Origin of the sequence: Nocardia sp. NBC_01377, assembly GCF_045040005.1 — a bacterium.
Taxonomy (GTDB): Bacteria; Actinomycetota; Actinomycetes; order Mycobacteriales; family Mycobacteriaceae; genus Nocardia; species Nocardia noduli.
This window is the reverse complement of sequence record NZ_CP109566.1, coordinates 4,188,648-4,206,905: the sequence shown is the minus strand read 5'-3', so window position 1 is coordinate 4,206,905 and position 18,258 is coordinate 4,188,648. Positions and strand designations below refer to the sequence as shown.

18 protein-coding genes are annotated in these 18,258 nt (G+C 65.8%); 13 read left to right on the top strand and 5 right to left on the bottom strand.

Features of this window, described 5'->3' with window-relative positions:
• The first annotated feature begins 101 nt into the window (after positions 1-101).
• The 11 genes from OG225_RS19435 to OG225_RS19385 all read left to right on the top strand — a co-directional run bounded on the left by OG225_RS19435 (position 102) and on the right by OG225_RS19385 (position 12,249).
• On the top strand, positions 102-1,487 hold the full coding sequence (locus tag OG225_RS19435) for an ABC transporter substrate-binding protein (RefSeq protein ID WP_405182962.1): 1,386 nt from the start codon (positions 102-104) through the stop codon (positions 1,485-1,487).
• A gap of 16 nt (positions 1,488-1,503) precedes the next feature.
• On the top strand, positions 1,504-3,627 hold the full coding sequence (locus OG225_RS19430) for an ABC transporter permease subunit (RefSeq protein ID WP_405182961.1): 2,124 nt from the start codon (positions 1,504-1,506) through the stop codon (positions 3,625-3,627).
• Positions 3,605-4,318, top strand: a complete 714-nt coding sequence (locus tag OG225_RS19425; RefSeq protein WP_216909521.1) for an ABC transporter ATP-binding protein — start codon at positions 3,605-3,607, stop codon at positions 4,316-4,318. The genes OG225_RS19430 and OG225_RS19425 overlap by 23 nt, the downstream gene beginning before the upstream one ends.
• Before the next feature lie 11 nt (positions 4,319-4,329).
• The gene (locus tag OG225_RS19420) at positions 4,330-5,085 is read left to right on the top strand and encodes an ABC transporter ATP-binding protein (protein ID WP_216909519.1); all 756 of its coding nucleotides are present in this window, start codon (positions 4,330-4,332) and stop codon (positions 5,083-5,085) included.
• Positions 5,082-5,456 (top strand): hypothetical protein, encoded by a 375-nt coding sequence (locus OG225_RS19415; RefSeq protein WP_216909517.1) that lies wholly within the window; start codon positions 5,082-5,084, stop codon positions 5,454-5,456. Before OG225_RS19420 ends, OG225_RS19415 begins: the two co-directional genes overlap by 4 nt.
• A 315-nt stretch (positions 5,457-5,771) precedes the next feature.
• Complete coding sequence (locus tag OG225_RS19410; RefSeq protein WP_405183303.1) at positions 5,772-6,938, top strand: acyl-CoA dehydrogenase family protein; 1,167 nt, start codon at positions 5,772-5,774, stop codon at positions 6,936-6,938.
• A complete protein-coding gene (locus tag OG225_RS19405; RefSeq protein WP_405182960.1) occupies positions 6,938-7,702 on the top strand; it encodes an SDR family NAD(P)-dependent oxidoreductase in 765 nt (254 codons plus the stop codon). Before OG225_RS19410 ends, OG225_RS19405 begins: the two co-directional genes overlap by 1 nt.
• A complete protein-coding gene (locus tag OG225_RS19400; protein ID WP_405182959.1) occupies positions 7,702-9,090 on the top strand; it encodes a CaiB/BaiF CoA transferase family protein in 1,389 nt (462 codons plus the stop codon). The genes OG225_RS19405 and OG225_RS19400 overlap by 1 nt, the downstream gene beginning before the upstream one ends.
• Positions 9,087-9,932, top strand: a complete 846-nt coding sequence (locus OG225_RS19395; protein WP_405182958.1) for an enoyl-CoA hydratase/isomerase family protein — start codon at positions 9,087-9,089, stop codon at positions 9,930-9,932. Before OG225_RS19400 ends, OG225_RS19395 begins: the two co-directional genes overlap by 4 nt.
• Positions 9,925-11,070, top strand: coding sequence for a thiolase family protein (locus OG225_RS19390; RefSeq protein ID WP_405182957.1), 1,146 nt, complete (start codon positions 9,925-9,927; stop codon positions 11,068-11,070). The genes OG225_RS19395 and OG225_RS19390 overlap by 8 nt, the downstream gene beginning before the upstream one ends.
• Before the next feature lie 27 nt (positions 11,071-11,097).
• Entirely contained in the window at positions 11,098-12,249 is a 1,152-nt protein-coding gene (locus OG225_RS19385) for an acyl-CoA dehydrogenase family protein (RefSeq protein WP_405182956.1), read from the top strand.
• Between the two features lie 157 nt (positions 12,250-12,406).
• Here OG225_RS19385 and OG225_RS19380 read toward each other — a convergent pair whose 3' ends face one another.
• The 5 genes from OG225_RS19380 to OG225_RS19360 form a co-directional block, all read right to left on the bottom strand.
• Positions 12,407-13,285: a helix-turn-helix domain-containing protein gene (locus OG225_RS19380; RefSeq protein ID WP_405182955.1), complete on the bottom strand. Its 879-nt coding sequence runs from the start codon at positions 13,283-13,285 to the stop codon at positions 12,407-12,409.
• Positions 13,286-13,289: 4 nt separating this feature from the next.
• Positions 13,290-13,661, bottom strand: a complete 372-nt coding sequence (locus tag OG225_RS19375) for a nuclear transport factor 2 family protein (protein WP_405182954.1) — start codon at positions 13,659-13,661, stop codon at positions 13,290-13,292.
• 182 nt (positions 13,662-13,843) lie between these two features.
• Positions 13,844-14,275, bottom strand: a complete 432-nt coding sequence (locus OG225_RS19370) for an NUDIX domain-containing protein (RefSeq protein WP_405182953.1) — start codon at positions 14,273-14,275, stop codon at positions 13,844-13,846.
• 148 nt (positions 14,276-14,423) lie between these two features.
• Positions 14,424-15,242 (bottom strand): SDR family NAD(P)-dependent oxidoreductase, encoded by an 819-nt coding sequence (locus OG225_RS19365; protein WP_405182952.1) that lies wholly within the window; start codon positions 15,240-15,242, stop codon positions 14,424-14,426.
• Between the two features lie 58 nt (positions 15,243-15,300).
• Complete coding sequence (locus OG225_RS19360) at positions 15,301-16,227, bottom strand: hypothetical protein (protein ID WP_405182951.1); 927 nt, start codon at positions 16,225-16,227, stop codon at positions 15,301-15,303.
• 301 nt (positions 16,228-16,528) lie between these two features.
• Between OG225_RS19360 and OG225_RS19355 the strand changes: the two genes are divergently transcribed.
• Together OG225_RS19355 and OG225_RS19350 are read left to right on the top strand one after the other, a co-directional pair.
• The gene (locus OG225_RS19355) at positions 16,529-16,849 is read left to right on the top strand and encodes a hypothetical protein (RefSeq protein WP_405182950.1); all 321 of its coding nucleotides are present in this window, start codon (positions 16,529-16,531) and stop codon (positions 16,847-16,849) included.
• 800 nt (positions 16,850-17,649) lie between these two features.
• A complete protein-coding gene (locus OG225_RS19350; protein ID WP_405183302.1) occupies positions 17,650-18,231 on the top strand; it encodes a pentapeptide repeat-containing protein in 582 nt (193 codons plus the stop codon).
• The last annotated feature ends 27 nt before the right edge of the window (positions 18,232-18,258 follow it).

Sequence of the window (18,258 nt, the reverse complement as noted above, 5' to 3'; positions counted from 1 at the left end):
TGCCATGCCAGGCACCCGCAGCTCATCGACGAGCACGGGCAAGACGTCGACGACGTATCGGCTTCGCACACGGGACGCCGAGCCCGCAGAGGAGGAAAACGGTGAAACCGCAGCGAATAGTCGTTGCCCTGATCGCGATCGCACTGGTGGCAGCTGGTTGCGCTCGTGAGGGTGGTGGCACCGAGGCCGTCGAAGGTGGTGGCTCGTCGGGGCCCGCCGCCACGGCGAACTTCGGCAGCCTCAACGGCGTCTGTCAGCCCGGCAGCGCGAAAAGCGCTCCGGCGCAGGGTGTCACGGCGTCCGACATCGAGGTCGGCATGTTCTCCGATGTCGGGTTCACCAAGAACCCCGACTATGTCGACGCCGCGAAGGTCTTCACCTCGTGGTGCAACGCGGCGGGCGGTATCAACGGCCGCAAGGTCAACGTCAACCTGCGCGACACCAACCTGATGGAGGTGCGCCAGCGGATGCTGGAAGCCTGCCGTGAGGATTTCGTCCTGGTCGGCGGTAGCGCCGCGCTGGACGGACTCGGCGTCAAGGACCGGCTGAAGTGCACGCTTCCCGAATTCCCCGCGCAGGTCACCCAGGTGCCCAATACCGGCTCCGATCTGCAGGTTCCCTCGTTCGGCGCGTCCGCGTCGGAGAGTGTCAACCCGTATACCGGGCTTTACGAGTGGCTGACCAAAGAGGCCTACCCGGATTCGCTCGGCGCCATCGGCATGATCAACGGCGACTCGCCGATCACCAAGTCGATGGGCGACAAGCAGACCGAGTTCTTCAACGCCGTCGGCGCGAAGATCGTCTACAACGATCTGTACCCGGTCGCGGGCGTCTCGGACTGGACCCCTTACGCGCAGGCGATCAAGGCCAACAACGTCAAGGGCCTGATCTTCCTCGGCGAGTTCCGCTACCTCGCCAAGCTCGAGGACATCCTGACCAGCATGAACTACAAGCTGGACTGGATCGACGCCAACGCCAACGCCTACAACCAGTCCTTCCTGAGCGCGGCGAAGGGTTCGCTGGCCGCGCAGACCAACGTCTCCGACCTCAGCGGCACCGCTCCGCTGGATGCCGCGGGCTCGGTTCCCGCCATCGCGGAGCTGAAGGACCTGTACGCGAAGTACGCACCCGGTGCGGCGATCACCTTCCAGGGACTGCGGGCCTTCCAGACCTGGCTGCTGTTCGCCAAGTCGGCCGCCAGCTGCGGCGACAGCCTGACGCGCTCGTGTGTCTACAACGCCGCGATCAAGGAGACCGCCTGGACCGCCGGTGGCTTGCAGGCGCCGATCGATCTGTCCAAGCCGCTCGCGGAGCAGCCGCGCTGCTTCAACGTGCAGCAGGCCACCCCCGACGGCTGGAAGGCCGCCGATTTCAAGCCGAACAACGGTCAGTTCCGTTGTGGATTCACCCCTTACAAGTACACCCAGGATTTCGGCAAGCCGATGACGCTCGCCGACGTGGGTTTGAGCATGAACGATCTGAAGTGACGGAGCAATCGCACTGATGGAGCAATTCATCGCTTTCGGGATCGTAGGTCTCAGTACCGCCGCGATCTACGCAATCATCGGCAGTGGCCTGGTGCTGACCTACACCACCACCGGTGTGTTCAATTTCGCGCACGGTGCCGCGGGCATGATCTCGGCATTCGTGTACTGGCAGCTCACGATCGGCTGGGGCTGGCCGACCCCGACCGCGATCGTCGCCGTACTACTGGTATTCGCGCCATTGTTCGGCCTGGCCTTCGGAAAGGCGCTCGCGCCCACCCAGGGGCTCGGTGACGCGGAAAAACTCGTGATGACGATCGCGCTGCTCAGCGGCCTGATCGTCCTCGCGCGGTGGATCTGGAATCCGAACGAATCCCGTTCGCTTTCCCGGTTCTTCGCTGACAAGAAGTCGATCGACCTCGGCGTGGTGACCATTACCTGGCACCAGGCGCTCACCATGGTGGTCGCCATCGTCGTGGCCATCGCGCTGCGGATCCTGTTGTTCCGCACCAGGACCGGCGCCGAGATGCGGGCGACCGTCGATGATCGCGCGCTGGTGGGTCTCACCGGCGCCGATCCCAAGCGGGCCAACCGGGTCGCCTGGATCCTCGGCATCGAACTGGCGGCGATCGGTGGCATCCTCATCGCGCCCACCGTGGCGCTCGATGCCGCGCAGCTCTCACTGCTGATCGTCAGTGCCTATACCGCCGCCATCTTCGGCAGGCTCAAGAGCCTGCCGATGACATTCCTCGGCGCGGTGGTCGTCGGGCTTATGGAAAGCTATCTGACCGGATACCTTCCGCAGAACGAGTACCTGCCCGGCCTGCGCCTGGCGGCCCCGGCACTGCTGCTCTTCGTGGCATTGCTGGTGTTCCCGCACGGCAGGCTGCGCGGGCGTGATCGCAAACTCAATCCGGTGCCGTTGCCGACCAGATCCGGTTCGGTGGCATTCGCGGCGACGGTGATCGTGCTCGGCCTGATGTTGGCGACGATGCTGACCGAGTCGGATCTGATCACCTACGGTGCGATGTTCGCCTGGGCCATGATCGCGTTGTCCTATGTCCCGCTCCTGGGTTTCGCCGGGCAGATATCGCTGTGCCAGTTGAGCCTGGCCGGTGTCGGCGCGGTCGCCTACTCCCATCTCGGGCCGGACGGTCAGTGGTGGGCGATACTGGCGGCGATGGGAATCGCCGCGGTGGTCGGGGTGGTGATCGCGATCCCTGCCCTGCGCTTGTCCGGTGTCTACATGGCATTGGCGACGGCGGCGTTCGCGGTCATCCTGGACCGGTGGATCTTCACCCTGCCGTCCTTCGAGATCCTCGGCATCAAGATCTCGCTGTTCGATCAGGGTTCGATCTCGCTCGTCGGGCCGGATCTGTTCGGATGGAAACTCGAGAGCATCGAGGAGATCACCGTCTTCGCGGCGGTCTGCGTCGCGGTGGTCGGTCTGGCCATCGCGGTGCTGCGGCGCAGCAAGTACGGCCGTAGGCTCATCGCCCTGCGTGACAGCGAGGCGGCCTACGCCACCCTCGGTGGCAGCCTGCTCATCGCCCGGGTCCTGGTGTTCGCCTTCTCGGCGGCCATCGCCGGACTGGGCGGCGCGCTGTACGGCATGCAGTCCCAAGCCGTCGCGCCGGAGCAGTTCGGTCTGGTGTCGGGTCTGCCGATCTTCCTGGTCGTCACCATCGCCGGTCTCGGCGCTGTCGGCGCGGGCATGTTCACCGGTCTCGCACTCGCGGGTCCGCTGAAGGTGATCCCCGTGCTGTGGCCTGGACTGTCCAACCTCGCACAGGTATTGCCCGCTCTGGGTGGTATCGCCGCGGGTGGCGGTGCGCTCAAGGAAGGCGCCATCGGTCCGTTGCGCCGGGACTGGTTCCCGATGCTGCGCGACAAGATCATCGCGCCGCTGCTGGTCGTGGTGATCCTCGGCCTGTGGGGTCTGCGCCTGATCGACGCGATCGACGGCTGGGGTTTCTTCTTCGGTGTCGTCGCCGCGGTGATCGCCGCACGCTTCTGGCATTCGGAGCGGGTCAAGCCCGATCCGGAGACGCTGGAGATCCCGGTGGAGTGGGTCGGCGTCAAGCGACGGTGGACATCGGAGGACGAGGAGGTGCTCGAACGTGGTGTCACTGCTGGAAGTTGACGATGTCACCGTCGTATTCGGCGGTAACAAGGCTCTGGACAGCGCGGGCCTGCGGGCCGAGCGTGGTCAGGTGACCGGTCTGATAGGGCCGAACGGCGCGGGCAAGTCCACGCTGTTCGACGTGATCGGCGGTCTGCGCAAGCCGACGACCGGGCGGGTGTCCATCGGCGGTGTCGATGTCACCAAGCACGGTCCGGCCAAGCGCGCCAAGCACGGACTGGCCAGGACATTCCAGCGACTGGAACTGTTCGGACGCCTCAGTGTCCGCGACAACCTGCTGGTCGCCGCCGAACTCGGTCCCGAGCGCAGGCGCGCGAGCCGCGCCGTCGACGAGATCATCGAACGGCTCGACCTGCACCACATCGCGGATTCGTCCGCGGACGAGCTGCCGACCGGCACCGGTCGGCTGGTCGAGGTCGGACGCGCGATCGCGGCGCGCCCGAGCCTGATCCTGCTCGACGAGCCCGCGGCGGGTCAGGACCACACCGAGACCGAGCGTTTCGGTGAACTGCTCCGCTCGCTGGCCGACGACGGCGCCGCGGTGCTGCTCGTCGAACACGACATGGGTCTGGTGATGAACGTCTGTGATCAGCTGTTCGTGCTGGATCTGGGCAAGATGATCGCCTCGGGTCCGCCCGAGGTCATCCGTGCCGACGAAACCGTACTCGCCGCCTATCTGGGGGACGTATGACAGCCCGAAACATGACGGCCACCGACCTCGAGAAAGCACCGACGAGTACCGCGGCCGCCGAAGGAAACCTGCTGGAACTGCAAGAGGTTCGTGCCGCCTACGGCGCGATCTCGGTATTGCACGGTGTCGACCTCGCGGTCGCACCGGGGCAGGTCGTCGCACTGCTCGGTCCCAACGGCGCGGGCAAGACCACGACACTGCAGGTGATCGCGGGTAATCATCCCGTGGCCTCCGGCCGTCTCGTGCTCGGCGGACGCGATGTCACCGGCGTCGATCCGCGCGACCTGGCTCGGGCGGGTGTCTGCCTCATCCCCGAGGGACGCGGCGTCTTCCCGAACCTCACCGTGCGCGACAACCTGCTGATGATGACCTTCACCGGACGGTCGAAGGCCGAAATCGAGGAGATCGCGTTCAGTCGCTTCCCGATCCTGGGCAAGCGAGCGAACCAGGTCGCGGGCACCATGTCCGGTGGCGAGCAGCAGATGCTGGCGCTGGCACGCGGTCTGGCCACCGATCCGGCCGTGCTGTTGCTCGACGAACTCTCCATGGGCCTGGCGCCCCTGGTGGTCGGGCGGCTCTACGACGAGGTCGCCCAGATCGCCGCTCAGGGTGTCGCGGTACTCGTGGTCGAACAGTTCGCGGCCTCGGTACTCGACACCTGCCATCACGCGGCCGTGCTGGTGCGCGGCAGGGTCGTGCGGCAGGGTCATCCGGAAGACGGAATCCGAAATGAATTGGCAGCCCTCTATTTAGGAAGTTCCACATGACCGAAACACGTGCCGACCGGTTCGTCCAAGAACTGAACGCTCTCAAGATCCCCGATCCGTCGGCAGGCCGCTCCGGATTGTGGTTGCGCACCGGCGTCATCCTGATGGTCGGCGGCCTGGTGGTCGCGGTGCTGGCATACTTCATGTCACACGGCACCACCAACCCGCTGTCGCAGCGCGACGCCATCGTTCTGGCCCTGGGCGGCGTCGCGGCGTCCATCGTCGGATCGGCGCTGTTCCTGCGCTATTCGCTGACCAACTTCCTGCGATTCTGGCTGGCGCGTCAGTCCTTCGACCTCGACGCGCTCGGTAACAGGGTCGTCGGAGCCGACAACAACCGGTACGACGGCGTCGGCGCCGGGTCGAGGTAGATGACTCACCCGCCATCGCGCGGGTCGTGGATGTCCGTATCCGGCGAACACCGTTCGCCGGATACGGACACAAGCCCCCGGTGCAGTGCCGCACCAGTGGCGGCAGACGTTCGGGAAAACTCGTCTCGACTGGGGAGACGGGTGAGCTACGTGCTGGATACCGAACAGACGCCGGGTGGACACGGTGCGTGCGGTCCATCGACCGCACGCACCCGTGTGCGCTGTGGCAGGCCGGGTCCGGATCAGCCGGCCCGTGGAACCCGATCAGAGGAAAGTGGAGGTGCGGATGTGTCCGGTGAGACCAACAGCGAGGGCATGAATTTCGAACTGTCCGAGGATCAGGAGCTGATCCGCAAGTCGGTGGCGGAGTTGTGCCGCAAATTCGACGACCAGTACTGGATGGAAAAAGACCTGGCGCACGAATTCCCCACGGAGTTCTACAACACGGTCGCCAGCGGCGGTTGGCTCGGGATCACCATTCCAGAAGAATACGGCGGCCACGGCCTCGGTATCACCGAAGCGACAATACTGGCCGAAGAAGTTTCGCGATCCGGCGGCGGCATGAACGCCGCGAGTTCGATCCACATGTCGATCTTCGGTATGCATCCGGTGGTCGTGCACGGCTCGGAAGAACTGAAGAAGCGCACCCTGCCGCGCATCGCGACCGGTGATCTGCACGTATGTTTCGGCGTCACCGAGCCGACCGCGGGACTCGACACCCCCCGCATCACGACATTCGCGCGCCGCGACGGCGACCACTATGTCATCAACGGGCGCAAGGTGTGGATCTCGAAGGCGCTGGAATCGGAGAAGATTCTGCTGCTGACGCGCACCACCCCGTACGACGAGGTGACCAAGAAGACCGACGGCATGACGTTGTTCCTGACCGATCTGGACCGCGCGCACGTCGACATCCGGCCGATCAAGAAGATGGGCCGCAACGCCGTCAGCTCCAACGAGGTGTTCATCGACGATCTGCGCGTCCCGGTGGAGGACCGCGTCGGTGAAGAGGGTCAGGGCTTCAAATACCTGCTCGACGGCCTGAACCCGGAGCGTATGCTCATCGCCGCCGAAGCGCTGGGTCTCGGCCGCGTCGCGCTCGATCGCGCGGTGCGCTACGCCAACGAGCGCATCGTGTTCGACCGTCCGATCGGCATGAACCAGGGCATCCAGTTCCCGCTGGCCGATTCGCTGGCCAGGCTCGACGCGGCCGAATTGATGCTGCGCAAGGCCACCTGGCGCTACGACAACGGGAAATCCTGTGGGCGCGAGGCGAATACGGCCAAGTACCTGTGCGCCGACGCCGGCTTCACCGCCGCCGACCGCGCGCTGCAAACGCACGGCGGTATGGGTTACTCCGAGGAGTACCACGTATCGCGTTACTTCCGGGAGTCGCGGGTCATGAAGATCGCCCCGGTCAGCCAGGAAATGATCTTGAACTTCCTGGGTTCGCACGTTCTTGGATTGCCGAGGAGCTACTGATGACACAGCAGACGTTGTTCGATCTCGCCGGGCGTTCCGCCCTGGTCACCGGCGCCGCGGGCGGTATCGGCTCGGCCGTCGCCCAGGCGCTCGCCAACGCGGGCGCCGCGGTACTCGTCAGCGATCTGAACGGTGACGCGGCCGCCGCCGTCGCCGAGAAGATCATCGCCAACGGCGGTATCGCGTCGAGTTTCGCCCTGAATGTCTCCGATCGCGAGGCGGCGGGCGCCGCTGCCGAGGCGGCCGCGAAACTGACCGGCGGCGCGCTGCACATCGTGGTGAACAACGCGGGCATCACCGCCCCCGCGATGTTCAAGGACACCACCGCCGAATCGGTGCAGAAGATGATGGACATCCACGTGATGGGCACCATCAACTGCACCCAGGCCGCGCTGGAGTACATGCCCACCGACGGCACCGGGCGCGTCATCAACGTGACCTCCGCCGCGGGTATCGTCGGCACCCTCGGCCAGGTGAACTACTCGGCCGCCAAGGCCGCGATCATCGGCATCACCAAATCGCTGGCCAAGGAATTGGCGCGCAGGCAGATTCTCGTCAACGCCCTCGCGCCGCTGGCGGCCACGCCGATGACCGAGACCATCCGCACCAACGAGAAGTTCTCCGAGCAGATGCTCAACCGAATCCTGTTGCGCCGCTGGGCCGAACCCGAAGAGGTCGCGGGCGCTTTCGTATTCCTCGCCTCCGACGCGGCCTCCTTCATCACCGGCCAGGTGCTGCCGGTGGACGGCGGCACGGTCATCTGATGACCGCCTCCCCGCAGGACATCCCCCCGAGCGGGTCCGGTAATCCGGGCCCGCTGGCCGGTATCACCGTCGTCGCGCTGGAACAGGCGGTGTCGGCGCCGATGTGTACCCGCACCCTCGCCGATTTCGGCGCGCGGGTGATCAAGGTGGAGAATCCGGACGGCGGTGATTTCGCGCGGTACTACGACGATGTCGTCAACGGCCAGGCCGCGCATTTCGTCTGGGTCAACCGGGGCAAGGAATCGGTCACTCTCGACCTGAAATCCGAAGCGGGCGTGGAGATCCTGCACCGTCTGCTCGATCGCGCCGATGTGCTGGTCTCCAACCTCGCGCCGGGCGCGACGGCCAGGCTCGGCCTGTCGCCGACGGACCTGGCGCAGCGGCATCCCGATCTGATCTCGGTGGAGATCGACGGATTCGGCGCGGGCGGGCCGCTGTCGCACAAACGCGCCTACGACCTGCTGGTCCAGGCCGAATCCGGGGTGTGCGCGGTGACCGGCACCGCCGACGCTCCGGCCAAGCCGGGACCGCCGGTGGCCGACGTGACCACGGGACTGTATGCGGCACTGTCGATTCTGGCGCAGCTGACCGGTCGCGGGCGCGGTGCGGTGGGCTCCGGCCCGGGGAGCGGCAACAGCATCGCGGTCAGTCTGTTCGACACGATGGCCGAGATGATGGGTTATCACCTGACCTACGCGCGGCATTCGGGAGTCGACCTGCTGCCGCTCGGCATGAGTTCGCCCGCGGTCGCCCCCTACGGCGCGTTCGCGACCGCCGACGGCCGCACCGTCGTCCTCGGTACCACCAACGACCGGGAGTGGCGGCGACTGGCGACCGATATCATCGGCCGCCCGGATCTGGCCGCCGACGAGCGATACCGCACCAATTCCGACCGGACGCGCCATCGCGAAGAACTCGACGAGGCCATCGGGGCCTGGTGTCTGCGCCACGACCTGGCCCAGATCCAGAAGATCGCCGACGACGCGGGCATCGGCAACTCCTGTTACAACAAGCCGAGCGAGGTCGTCGACCACCCGCAGCTGGTCGAGCGGAATCGCTGGCGCACCATCGACACCCCGAACGGGCCCATCCCGTCGCTGTTGCCGCCCGCCGTGATCGACGGTTTCGAACCGCCGATGGGCGCGGTGCCGGGTCTCGGTGCGCATACCGACACGGTGCTCGGCGAAATCGGTTGCAGTGCGGCCGATATCGCCGGACTACGGGATGCGGGCGCGATCGGCCCGGCCGGAGTGCGGGAGTCGGCGAAAGTACAGGGTTCCGCCGACGGGCGGGGCCCTGCCGACGCGCCGAGTTCTGCCGAGGGGCTGGGTTCTGCCGAGGGGCTGGGTTCTGCCGAGGGGCTGGGTTCTGCCGAGGGGCGGCGATGAGCGCCGAACCAGTCCTACTGAGCGCCGATCACGAGGGTGTCCGCACCCTCACCCTGAACCGGCCGCACCGCAAGAACGCCATCGACGCGGCGCTGTGGACGTCGCTGGCCGACGCGTTGCGCGCGGTCGCCGCCGACCGTTCGGTGCGGGCACTGGTCATCACCGGCGCGGGCGACGCCTTCTGTTCCGGCGCTGACATCTCGGTGCCGGACAACGCGCATCCGATCTATCGGATGCGCGCGCTCACCGACGTGGCGGCGCTGCTCTACGAACTGCCGCTGCCGACCGTCGCGAAGGTCACCGGCGTCGCGGTCGGCGCGGGCTGGAACCTCGCCCTCGGATGTGACCTCGTGGTCGCCACCCCCGAGGCGAAGTTCTCGCAGATCTTCGCGCGGCGTGGGCTTTCGATGGATCTCGGCGGATCCTGGCTGCTGCCGAAACTGGTCGGCTTGCAGCAGGCCAAACGGCTGGCGTTGCTCGCCGAGGACATCGACGCCGAGCAGGCGCGCGAACTCGGTCTGGTGACGTGGGTGGTGCCCGCGACCGAGATCGACGCCCACGTCGCCGATCTCGGCGCACGTCTGGCGGCAGGTCCGCCGGTCGCGCTCGCCCAGATCAAAGCGTTGCTGAACGAGGGCGCGTCGTCGACTCATCGCGACGCGCTCGCCGCCGAGGCACGGGCGCAGGGACTCAATTTCGCGACCGCCGATGCCCAGGAGGCCTTCGCGGCCTTCGCCGGGCGGCGTGAACCCAGTTATACCGGGCGCTGGCTGATCGAACGTCCGCCGATCCGGACCGCCGACGGCGCCATGAAATCCGAGAACGGGAGAACTGATGCGTGAAGTAGTCATCGCCGGGGCGGTTCGCACCGCTGTCGGTAAACGTAACGGCGGCCTGTCGGCCGTGCATCCGGCGGATCTGTCCGCCTACGTGTTGCAGGCGCTCGCGGCGCGCACCGGGCTGGACCCGGCCGTCGTGGACGACGTCATCTGGGGCTGCGTCTCCCAGGTCGGCGACCAGTCCAGCAATATCGGCCGCTACTCCGTGCTCGCCGCGGGCTGGCCGGAGAGCATCCCCGGCACCACCGTGAACCGGGCGTGCGGATCGAGCCAGCAGGCCCTGGATTTCGCGGCCCAGGCCGTGATGTCGGGTCAGCAGGACGTGGTCGTCGCGGGCGGTGTCGAATCGATGAGCCGGGTGCCGCTGGGCGCGGCCAAGGGTGACGGCGCGCCGTACGGCCCGAAGGCGTTGGCCCGCTACGACGGCTTCGTCTTCAACCAGGGCATCGGCGCCGAATTGATCGCCCAGAAGTGGGGTTTCGATCGCACCCGGGTCGACGAGTACTCGGCGCTGTCGCACGAGCGGGCCGCCGCCGCGCAGGACGCGGGCGCTTTCGCCGATCAGATCGTCGCGGTGGAAACCGAAGCCGGTGTGGTGAACCAGGACGAGGGCATCCGCCGCAGCACCACCGTGGAGAAACTCGCCAATCTCAAGCCCGCCTTCCAGGAGGACGGCGTCATCCACGCGGGTAACTCCTCGCAGATCTCCGACGGCGCGGCCGCGCTGGTGCTGACCACCCCGGAGAAGGCGCGCGAACTGGGCCTGACGCCGCTGGCGCGTTACGTCGGTGGCGCGGTGGCCGGTTCGGATCCGGTCCTCATGCTCACCGGACCCATCCCCGCGACCGAGAAGGTGCTGGCGAAAACCGGTCTGTCGATCGGCGATATCGGCGCCTTCGAGGTGAACGAGGCGTTCGCGCCCGTCCCACTGGCGTGGCTGGCCGAAACCGGCGCCGACCCCGCGCTGACCAATCCGCTCGGCGGCGCCATCGCGCTCGGCCACCCGCTCGGTGGTTCCGGCGCGGTGCTGATGACCAGATTGATCCATCACATGCGCGACAACGGGATCAGGTACGGGTTGCAGACCATGTGCGAGGGTGGCGGCACCGCCAACGCCACCGTGATCGAACTGATTTCCTGAACCTCTCTCCCGAACGGAGGAACCGGCGTGCGCCGCGACCTTTTCACCGAAGACCACGAGGCGTTCCGGCAACTTGTCCGGGGCTTCATCGAAAAGCAGATCGCCCCGAACTACGCCCAGTGGGAGAAGGACGGGCAGATGCCCCGCGAGATCTTCCGCGAGATGGGCGGTCTCGGCATTCTCGGCTTCGCGCTGCCGGAGGAATACGGCGGCGGGGGATCGCGTGACTACCGCTACAACGTGATCCTGCAGGAGGAGGCCGCGCGTGCGCTGGTCACCCTCGGCACCGTGCGCACCCAGCTCGACGTCATCCTGCCGTACTTCCTGGAGTACGCCGACGCCGCGCAGCGCGAACGCTGGTTCCCCGCCATGGTGAACGGTGACCTGCTCACCGCCGTCGCCATGACCGAACCCGGCACCGGCTCGGATCTGGCGGGTATGCGCTCGACCGCGGTCCGCGACGGCGACCACTACATCCTCAACGGCGCCAAGACCTTCATCACCGGCGGCCTGCTCGCCGATCTGGTGATCGTGGTCGCGCGCACGTCCACCGATCCGGACAACCGTCGCGCCGGCCTCACTCTGCTCGTCGTCGAAGGCGGAATGCCCGGTTTCACCCGCGGCCGCATGCTGGAGAAGATGGGCTGCAAGGTGCAGGACACCATGGAGCTGTCCTTCGAGGACGTGCGTGTTCCGGTCGAGAACCGGCTCGGCGAGGAAGGCGCGGCATTCGGCTACCTGGGGCACAACCTGCCGCAGGAGCGTATGACGGTCGCCGTCGGCTCGGTGGCCCAGGCTCGCGCCGCGATCAACGCGACCATCGAATACACAAGGGAGCGTAAGGCTTTCGGCACACCGGTGTCCTCGTTCCAGAACACCAAATTCGAGCTGGCCGCCATGTCGGCCGAGGTCGAGGCCGCCCAGACCATGATCGATCGGGCGGTCGCGGATCTGGTCGACGGCGAGCTGTCCGGCGCGGACGCGGCCCGGACCAAACTGTTCTGCACCGAAGTGCAGGCCAGGGTGGTCGACCGCTGCCTGCAACTGTTCGGCGGGTACGGCTACATGATGGAATATCCGATCGCCCGGCTCTACACCGACGCCAGGGTGGCGCGGATCTACGCGGGCACCAGCGAGGTCATGAAGATGATCATCGCGCGCGATCTCGGGGTTTCCTGACATATCGCCGGTTCGAAGAATCGGATGATCGGGGCCGGTCCACTCCACGCGGAGGGACCGGCCCCGGCGCTCTGTCGCCTGTTCGGAAGCGAACCGCCGCATATCGGACAGCATCGAGCCGGTGGACTCGAGGTGCGTTGCCACATCGGCGGCCGAGTTATGGTCCCGAGCCGATGGGGATGGCGTAGCCCATGACCGAGTCGGGGCTGTCAGGCTGGTATCCCTCGCCGTAGATCTCCAAATCCGGGCCGTAGGTGTGGTGATGGTCGGAGCTGGTCAACCACGTGGAGTAGACGTAGTTCACCGTGAGGTTCAGGTCGGTGGCCGGACCACGGTGGGTGAAGCGTGCGTAGGTGGCGGCGGGCACGTCGAAGCGGAGCATGTGCTCGGGCAACGTGTCGATCCTCGAGACCTCGACGGCGGCGTCGTACACGAGGCGGTCGCTGTCGGGGTTCTCCGAACGGACGACGCCGTAGGCCTCGGGGCCGCTGCGGTGCTCCACCTCGTCCAGCCGTGCGAGGAAGGCGTCCCACAGGGGTGGGAGTTGGTCGGCGATATTGTTCTTCTCGCTGTCGACGCTGAAGAAATGCGTGCGCATCCCGACCAAGGTCATCGGCTTCTGCTCGATGACCTCCGGTTCCATGGTGAGGTTGGTGGTGATGTGGTGGAGGTAGTCGGCGTCGAACCGGGCTTTGCGGAGGAACAGGTTGCGTCGCCCGAGTTTGCGGAACTGGTAGGGGGTCATGTCGAACGCCTTGCGGAAGGCTCGGGTGAAGGTCTCCTGGGATTCGAAGCCCGCCATGATGGCGATATCGATGATCCGCGTGTCGGTGCACGCCAAGCGCTCCAGCGATCGGGCAAGGCGACGGGAGCGGATGTAGGACTTGAGCGTCTCGCCGGTGACCGCTGAGAAGATCCGCTGGAAATGCCAGCGACTCACCCCCGCGGCCCGCGCCACCTCGGCCGGCGACAGCTCGAAGTCCAGTTCGGCTTCGATGTGGTCGACTCCGAGCTGGAGCCGGTCGAGGTAGTTCACCGGATCACTGCTCGGGGGTGTCGAAGAAGCCGGTCATGGCGACCAGCCTGCCATCGTCTCCGAACTGCCCGTGGCTGATCCCCTCGCTCAGTACTGTCCCGTCGCCGGCGACCATGTCCCACCGTGCCAGGCAGGCTCGGTGGTGGACCTGGAAGCGTCGGGTGACGAAATGGCCGCCGGGGACCTGCCGGTCGAAGTCGATCATGTAGGCGATCAGCTCGTCCCACCCCTGTGTCCTGGATATCGGGTCGGTGTAGACGCAGTCGGGTGCCAGGGCCTCGGCGAAGAGCGCCTTCTTCTCCGTCTCGGTCCCCGCCGTCCACGACGCGACGTAGGTCTCCCATGTCTCACGCTCATCGATCCGGTGTTCGGTCATATCGTTGCCTCTCTGCTGGTGACCGACGATGGCCCCGTCGGCGCCCACCAGCCTGCGACAAGACACCGGGCGAACTTTTGACATTCTGTGCGGGCCGGGTCGCGGATTCGGGTGAGATCCGTCATCGGTCCCGCCCGACTCGGCGCCTTCGATGTCCGCGGGTGTGCGGCCTCGTCGCGCGGTTACTCGTTCCAGGCGTGCCAGCACTGCGCCGAGTCGCGATCGGCGACCAGTAGCGCGTTCTTCAGTGCGGCGGGACGGATATCGGTGTCGACGAGTCGGGTTATCGGGAGCCAATGGAGTTCGATGTGGTCTTCCCGGCTCGTCGGCTCCAGGTCTGCGATGGTGACCTCGAAGACGAGGTTCAGTTCGTGGTGCGGGGTGCCGTCCTCGACGTAGCCGTGTTCGACCACGCCGACGAATCCGGTGATCTTCGCGTCCGTGCCCAGTTCTTCGGCGATTTCGCGAATCAGCGCCACTTCTACGCGTTCGCCGGGTTCGACGTGCCCTCCGGGCAGGAACGACCAGTTCTTCGCTCGTTGCTTGACGAGCAGGATGTCGCCGTCTCGCCGGACAACCGCTCTGGCGATGATTGCCGTGCGTGCAGTGTCCATGGTCGAACCTTTCACGTCGATGGCTGGATCTGCCGTGGACCTTCGACTTGGAGGCGTCGAGAACACGATGACGCGGCCGGGAGACCGCCCGCACCGACCAGGGCACCTGGGGAATACGTCCGATCGAACCCGGTCGGCTTCTCTCGCGTCAGTTCGGTGTGGCGGTGGTGGTCAGCGGTGCGGGTGTCGCGGTCAGGGTATGTCGCCCGGTCGGTTTCTCGGTTTCGAGCGGACCTTCGATCGCGTACACCCCGCCGGTCATGCGGCCGCGGTCCAATTCCAGGATCGACAGCAGCACCTTCTCGGTGGGCACCGATGTCGGAAACGCTCGGGGCGCGATGGTATTCACGCGAACCCCGAATTCCTCGAACTCGACGGCCAGGTGCCTGCCCAGATGGTTGAGCGCCGCCTTGGATGCGCCGTACAGCGCCTGCCCGCCTTCATGGACCTCGGTGCCGGACATGCTCGACACGTTGACCACATTGCGATTGCGCGCCAGGTTCGTCTCGCGATCGTGCAGCCAGCAGCGCTGCGCCAGCCGCGTCGCCACACGCAGTGGCACAGCGACATTCGTGTGGAAGTGGTTGTCGAAATCGTCCAGCACCGTATCGCCGTCGACCACGCCCCGCCCATGGAACGTCGTGTGCGCGGCATTGTTGATCAGCAGATCCACCGTGCCGAACCGTGCCAGCGCCAGATCGACGACCCGCTCCACCTCGCCCGGCTCGTTCAGGTCGGACTCGAGCAGGTAGACGCGCGAATCGTTCTCCGGCAGTTCGGCTTCCGGATCGAGCGGGTCGACGAACCACTCGTATTGCGTCGGTACCGCCGGTGTCCGCGTCCGATGTACGGCCACGATGTCGTACTCGGTGTACAGCGCCTGGCAGAACGCATTGCCCAGCGACCCGCCCGCCCCGGTGATCAACGCGACCTTCCGGTCGCCGAGCACCCGTCCACCGTCAGCCAATTCCGTCTCCTCCCCATCCCGCGAGCATGTCGATATTAGGGTGTGCCGCGCAGCGCCGTCACTCCGAACGCTGAGCCAGCGTCGCCAGCAACGCGTTCTTCAAACGCTCCGGATCCGCCCGCAGCAACTGCGTCACCGGGCTGTACACCCGCAACTCGTCGGCCGCCAGCATCCGCTCCCGACTCGCGTCATCCGGAATCCATGACCGGAAATACGCGCGCGCCTCCACCCAATTCCCGCTCGCCGAGGCTCGGTGTATCAGATCCCGCGACCGCAACATGTACTGCAACTGGATCGGCACACTCGGATCGTCCCACCAGAAATTCGAGAACTCCCCGTGGTTGCCGAATTTCGCCACCCAACTCTCGAACGATGGATTCGGATAGTGCAGGATCACCGGCCCGATCGCCACGTGATGCTCACCCGCGTAGTCGTGGAATTCGTGAATACCGGCGCGCACTCCGGGCGATACGCGCACCGCGCTCTTGCCGTTGCCGTATGCCATGAAATCGGTCCGCCCGTTGACCCGGAACAGCGTGCACTCGGCGAAGCAGTTCTCCGGCCGGTGGTCCACCGGCACTGCCTCGTGGTTCGCGAACGTCACCTGCCCCACCCGCTCCTGATCCCGCCACGCCCCACCGCTCTCGTCGTAGAGCAGTTCATCGCTGTCCACCGCCGCCACCCAATCGAACCCGTGCTCCACCGCATGGGTCACCGCGGCCTGCGTATTCGCGATGATTCGCCGAACCACCGCCGACGGAGTGTTGTCGGCGCGATCCCCGGCCCCGTCCAGCACCAGCACCGGCCGATCCCCGACCAACTCCTCGAACTCCGCCCGCTTGCCCGGGTCGTCCAGAAAGAGCATGATCGACTCGGCCTGCCGTAGGTGGAAGTCGAGCCAGAACCGATGCCCGGCAACGGGATCGAGCACTGTCGAACAGATCAGGAATCGATTGGACACCGTCGGCGCAGGGTTACCGGACACGCGCTGATCGTAATCAGGTCGGTCGAATCGGGTACGGCCGCCGGACCCGCGCCGTCGCCCGGGTGCCGCCCGACCGGGATGTCCGCGATTGAACCTTTTGCCCATCGCGCAGTAGATTTCCGTGCGTGTGGTCCGGGCCGAAGCGCGGCTTCCGGATCCGATGGAACCGGTGCGGGCACGCGTGCGTCGAAGACAGTAGAACAGCAGTCTGCGCAATCGACGGAGCCGGTGTCCGGAACCCGGGGAGGGGTGACGATCATGGGCTCGGCGCGTGAGATACGAGACAGGTGGAGGACGATCCATGGCTACGTTGGATGTCAGTACGGCGGATCTGACAACGCTGTCGAACACGATGAAGGAATCGGGCAACGCGGTCGGTGGGCAGATCGATCCCGTCAGGAAGAATCTCTGGGGCATGGGCACGCACAACGGCCAGCGCGAGTCCGGGAAGAATTATCCGAAGCAGGGCGAGGACGCCAATGCCGCGCTGGAGCGCGTCGCCTTCTGGTTGACGCACTGGAGTACCGCCGTGAAGGCTACCGGCAGCGCGCTGGGGCAGAGCGCCGTCGCCTATGGCAACACCGACGCGGTCAACGCCAAGAAGGTGAACGAACTGTCGTAGACGGCACCACAATTCGAGCGGCGTGTGTGAACTGACCGAGTAGGAAATATGGCTGAGGCAAATGTCGACGACATCCTGACAGCGGGCGCCTGGGGATTGGAATACTGGAAACAGTTCCATCCGCACTTTGTGAAACTGTGGCCGAGGGAATGCGAATACACGGTCCAACAACTCGATGACAGGTATCACGAGCAGCAGGGGCTGAACCTGGTCGGGCTCGGCGGCACACTCAAAGCGCTGACCGACGCGAAGACGGTCGGCGACGACCAGATCACCAATCAGCGCAATATCGTCGGGCGGTTGCCGAACGTCTGGAGTGGGAACGCCTCGCAGCAGGCGCAGAACAAGATCTGGGAGCAGATCGGACTCGCGGAAGCCGACGTCACGAAGCTCCAGACCGCGATCAACGCCATCCGCACCTTCATCGACGATGTCAAGAGTGCGGTCGACACGAAGGCCGAGTTCACGCTCGCCCTACTTCGGGAAGTCTGGATCGAGCGGGTCGCGGTCGAATGGCAGATGGGCCAGAACTTCACCGGTCAGTTGCCGGTGAAGATCGATGGAAAGACCCCCGACGATGTCGACAAGATGATCCAGATCCGCGAGGCGCGTGAGTGGTTGAGTTACGACCAGATCTGCTGGGTCTACGACAACTTTCCCGAAACCAAGTCGCTGATGGACGATCCGAAACACCACACTTACAAGGACGGGGAAAGTAACAAGCTCAACTGGAAGGGTTCGGAGAGTGGGAATTTCGAACTGACGCCCAATGCCGATATAGCGCAGGCTGCGGTCAACAGGTGGCTGGACAACGTCTTCAAGAACGATTTCACCGGCAAGCTGTCGAAGTGGGGGCAAATGTGCACGGATGTCGACAATCTCATCATCGCGCATTACACCTCCATGAACAACGCGCTGGGGCAGCTCGACAGGGATCCCTACCCGCAGCCGGCCGGAGCGCCGTCTTCGCCCTCGTCCACACCCTCGCCGAGCTCTGGAACTCCGAGCTCGGGAACTCCGACGTCCGGAACCCCCACCTCTGGGACACCGAGCTCGGGAACACCGACCTCCGGAACACCCACTTCTGGGACACCGACCTCCGGCACTCCGACGTCCGGAACGCCAACCTCTGGGACGCCCACCTCCGGAACACCGTCCGCCCTGACGACGATGAGCGGTCTGGCGTCGGCGCTCACGAGCACGCTGAGCACGGCGGCCACCACGCTTGCCGCGGCCGCGACCAGCGGTCTGTCCACCCTCACCACCACCATCTCCGATGCCTTCGAGGACGCGACCGAGGACAAGGGCACGGAGGACAAGGACGACGACAAGAAGGACGATGCGAAGAAGAACACTTCGTCCGAATTCGACCTCGCCGGTAAGCATTACAAGCTCGAGGTGGGTGCCGA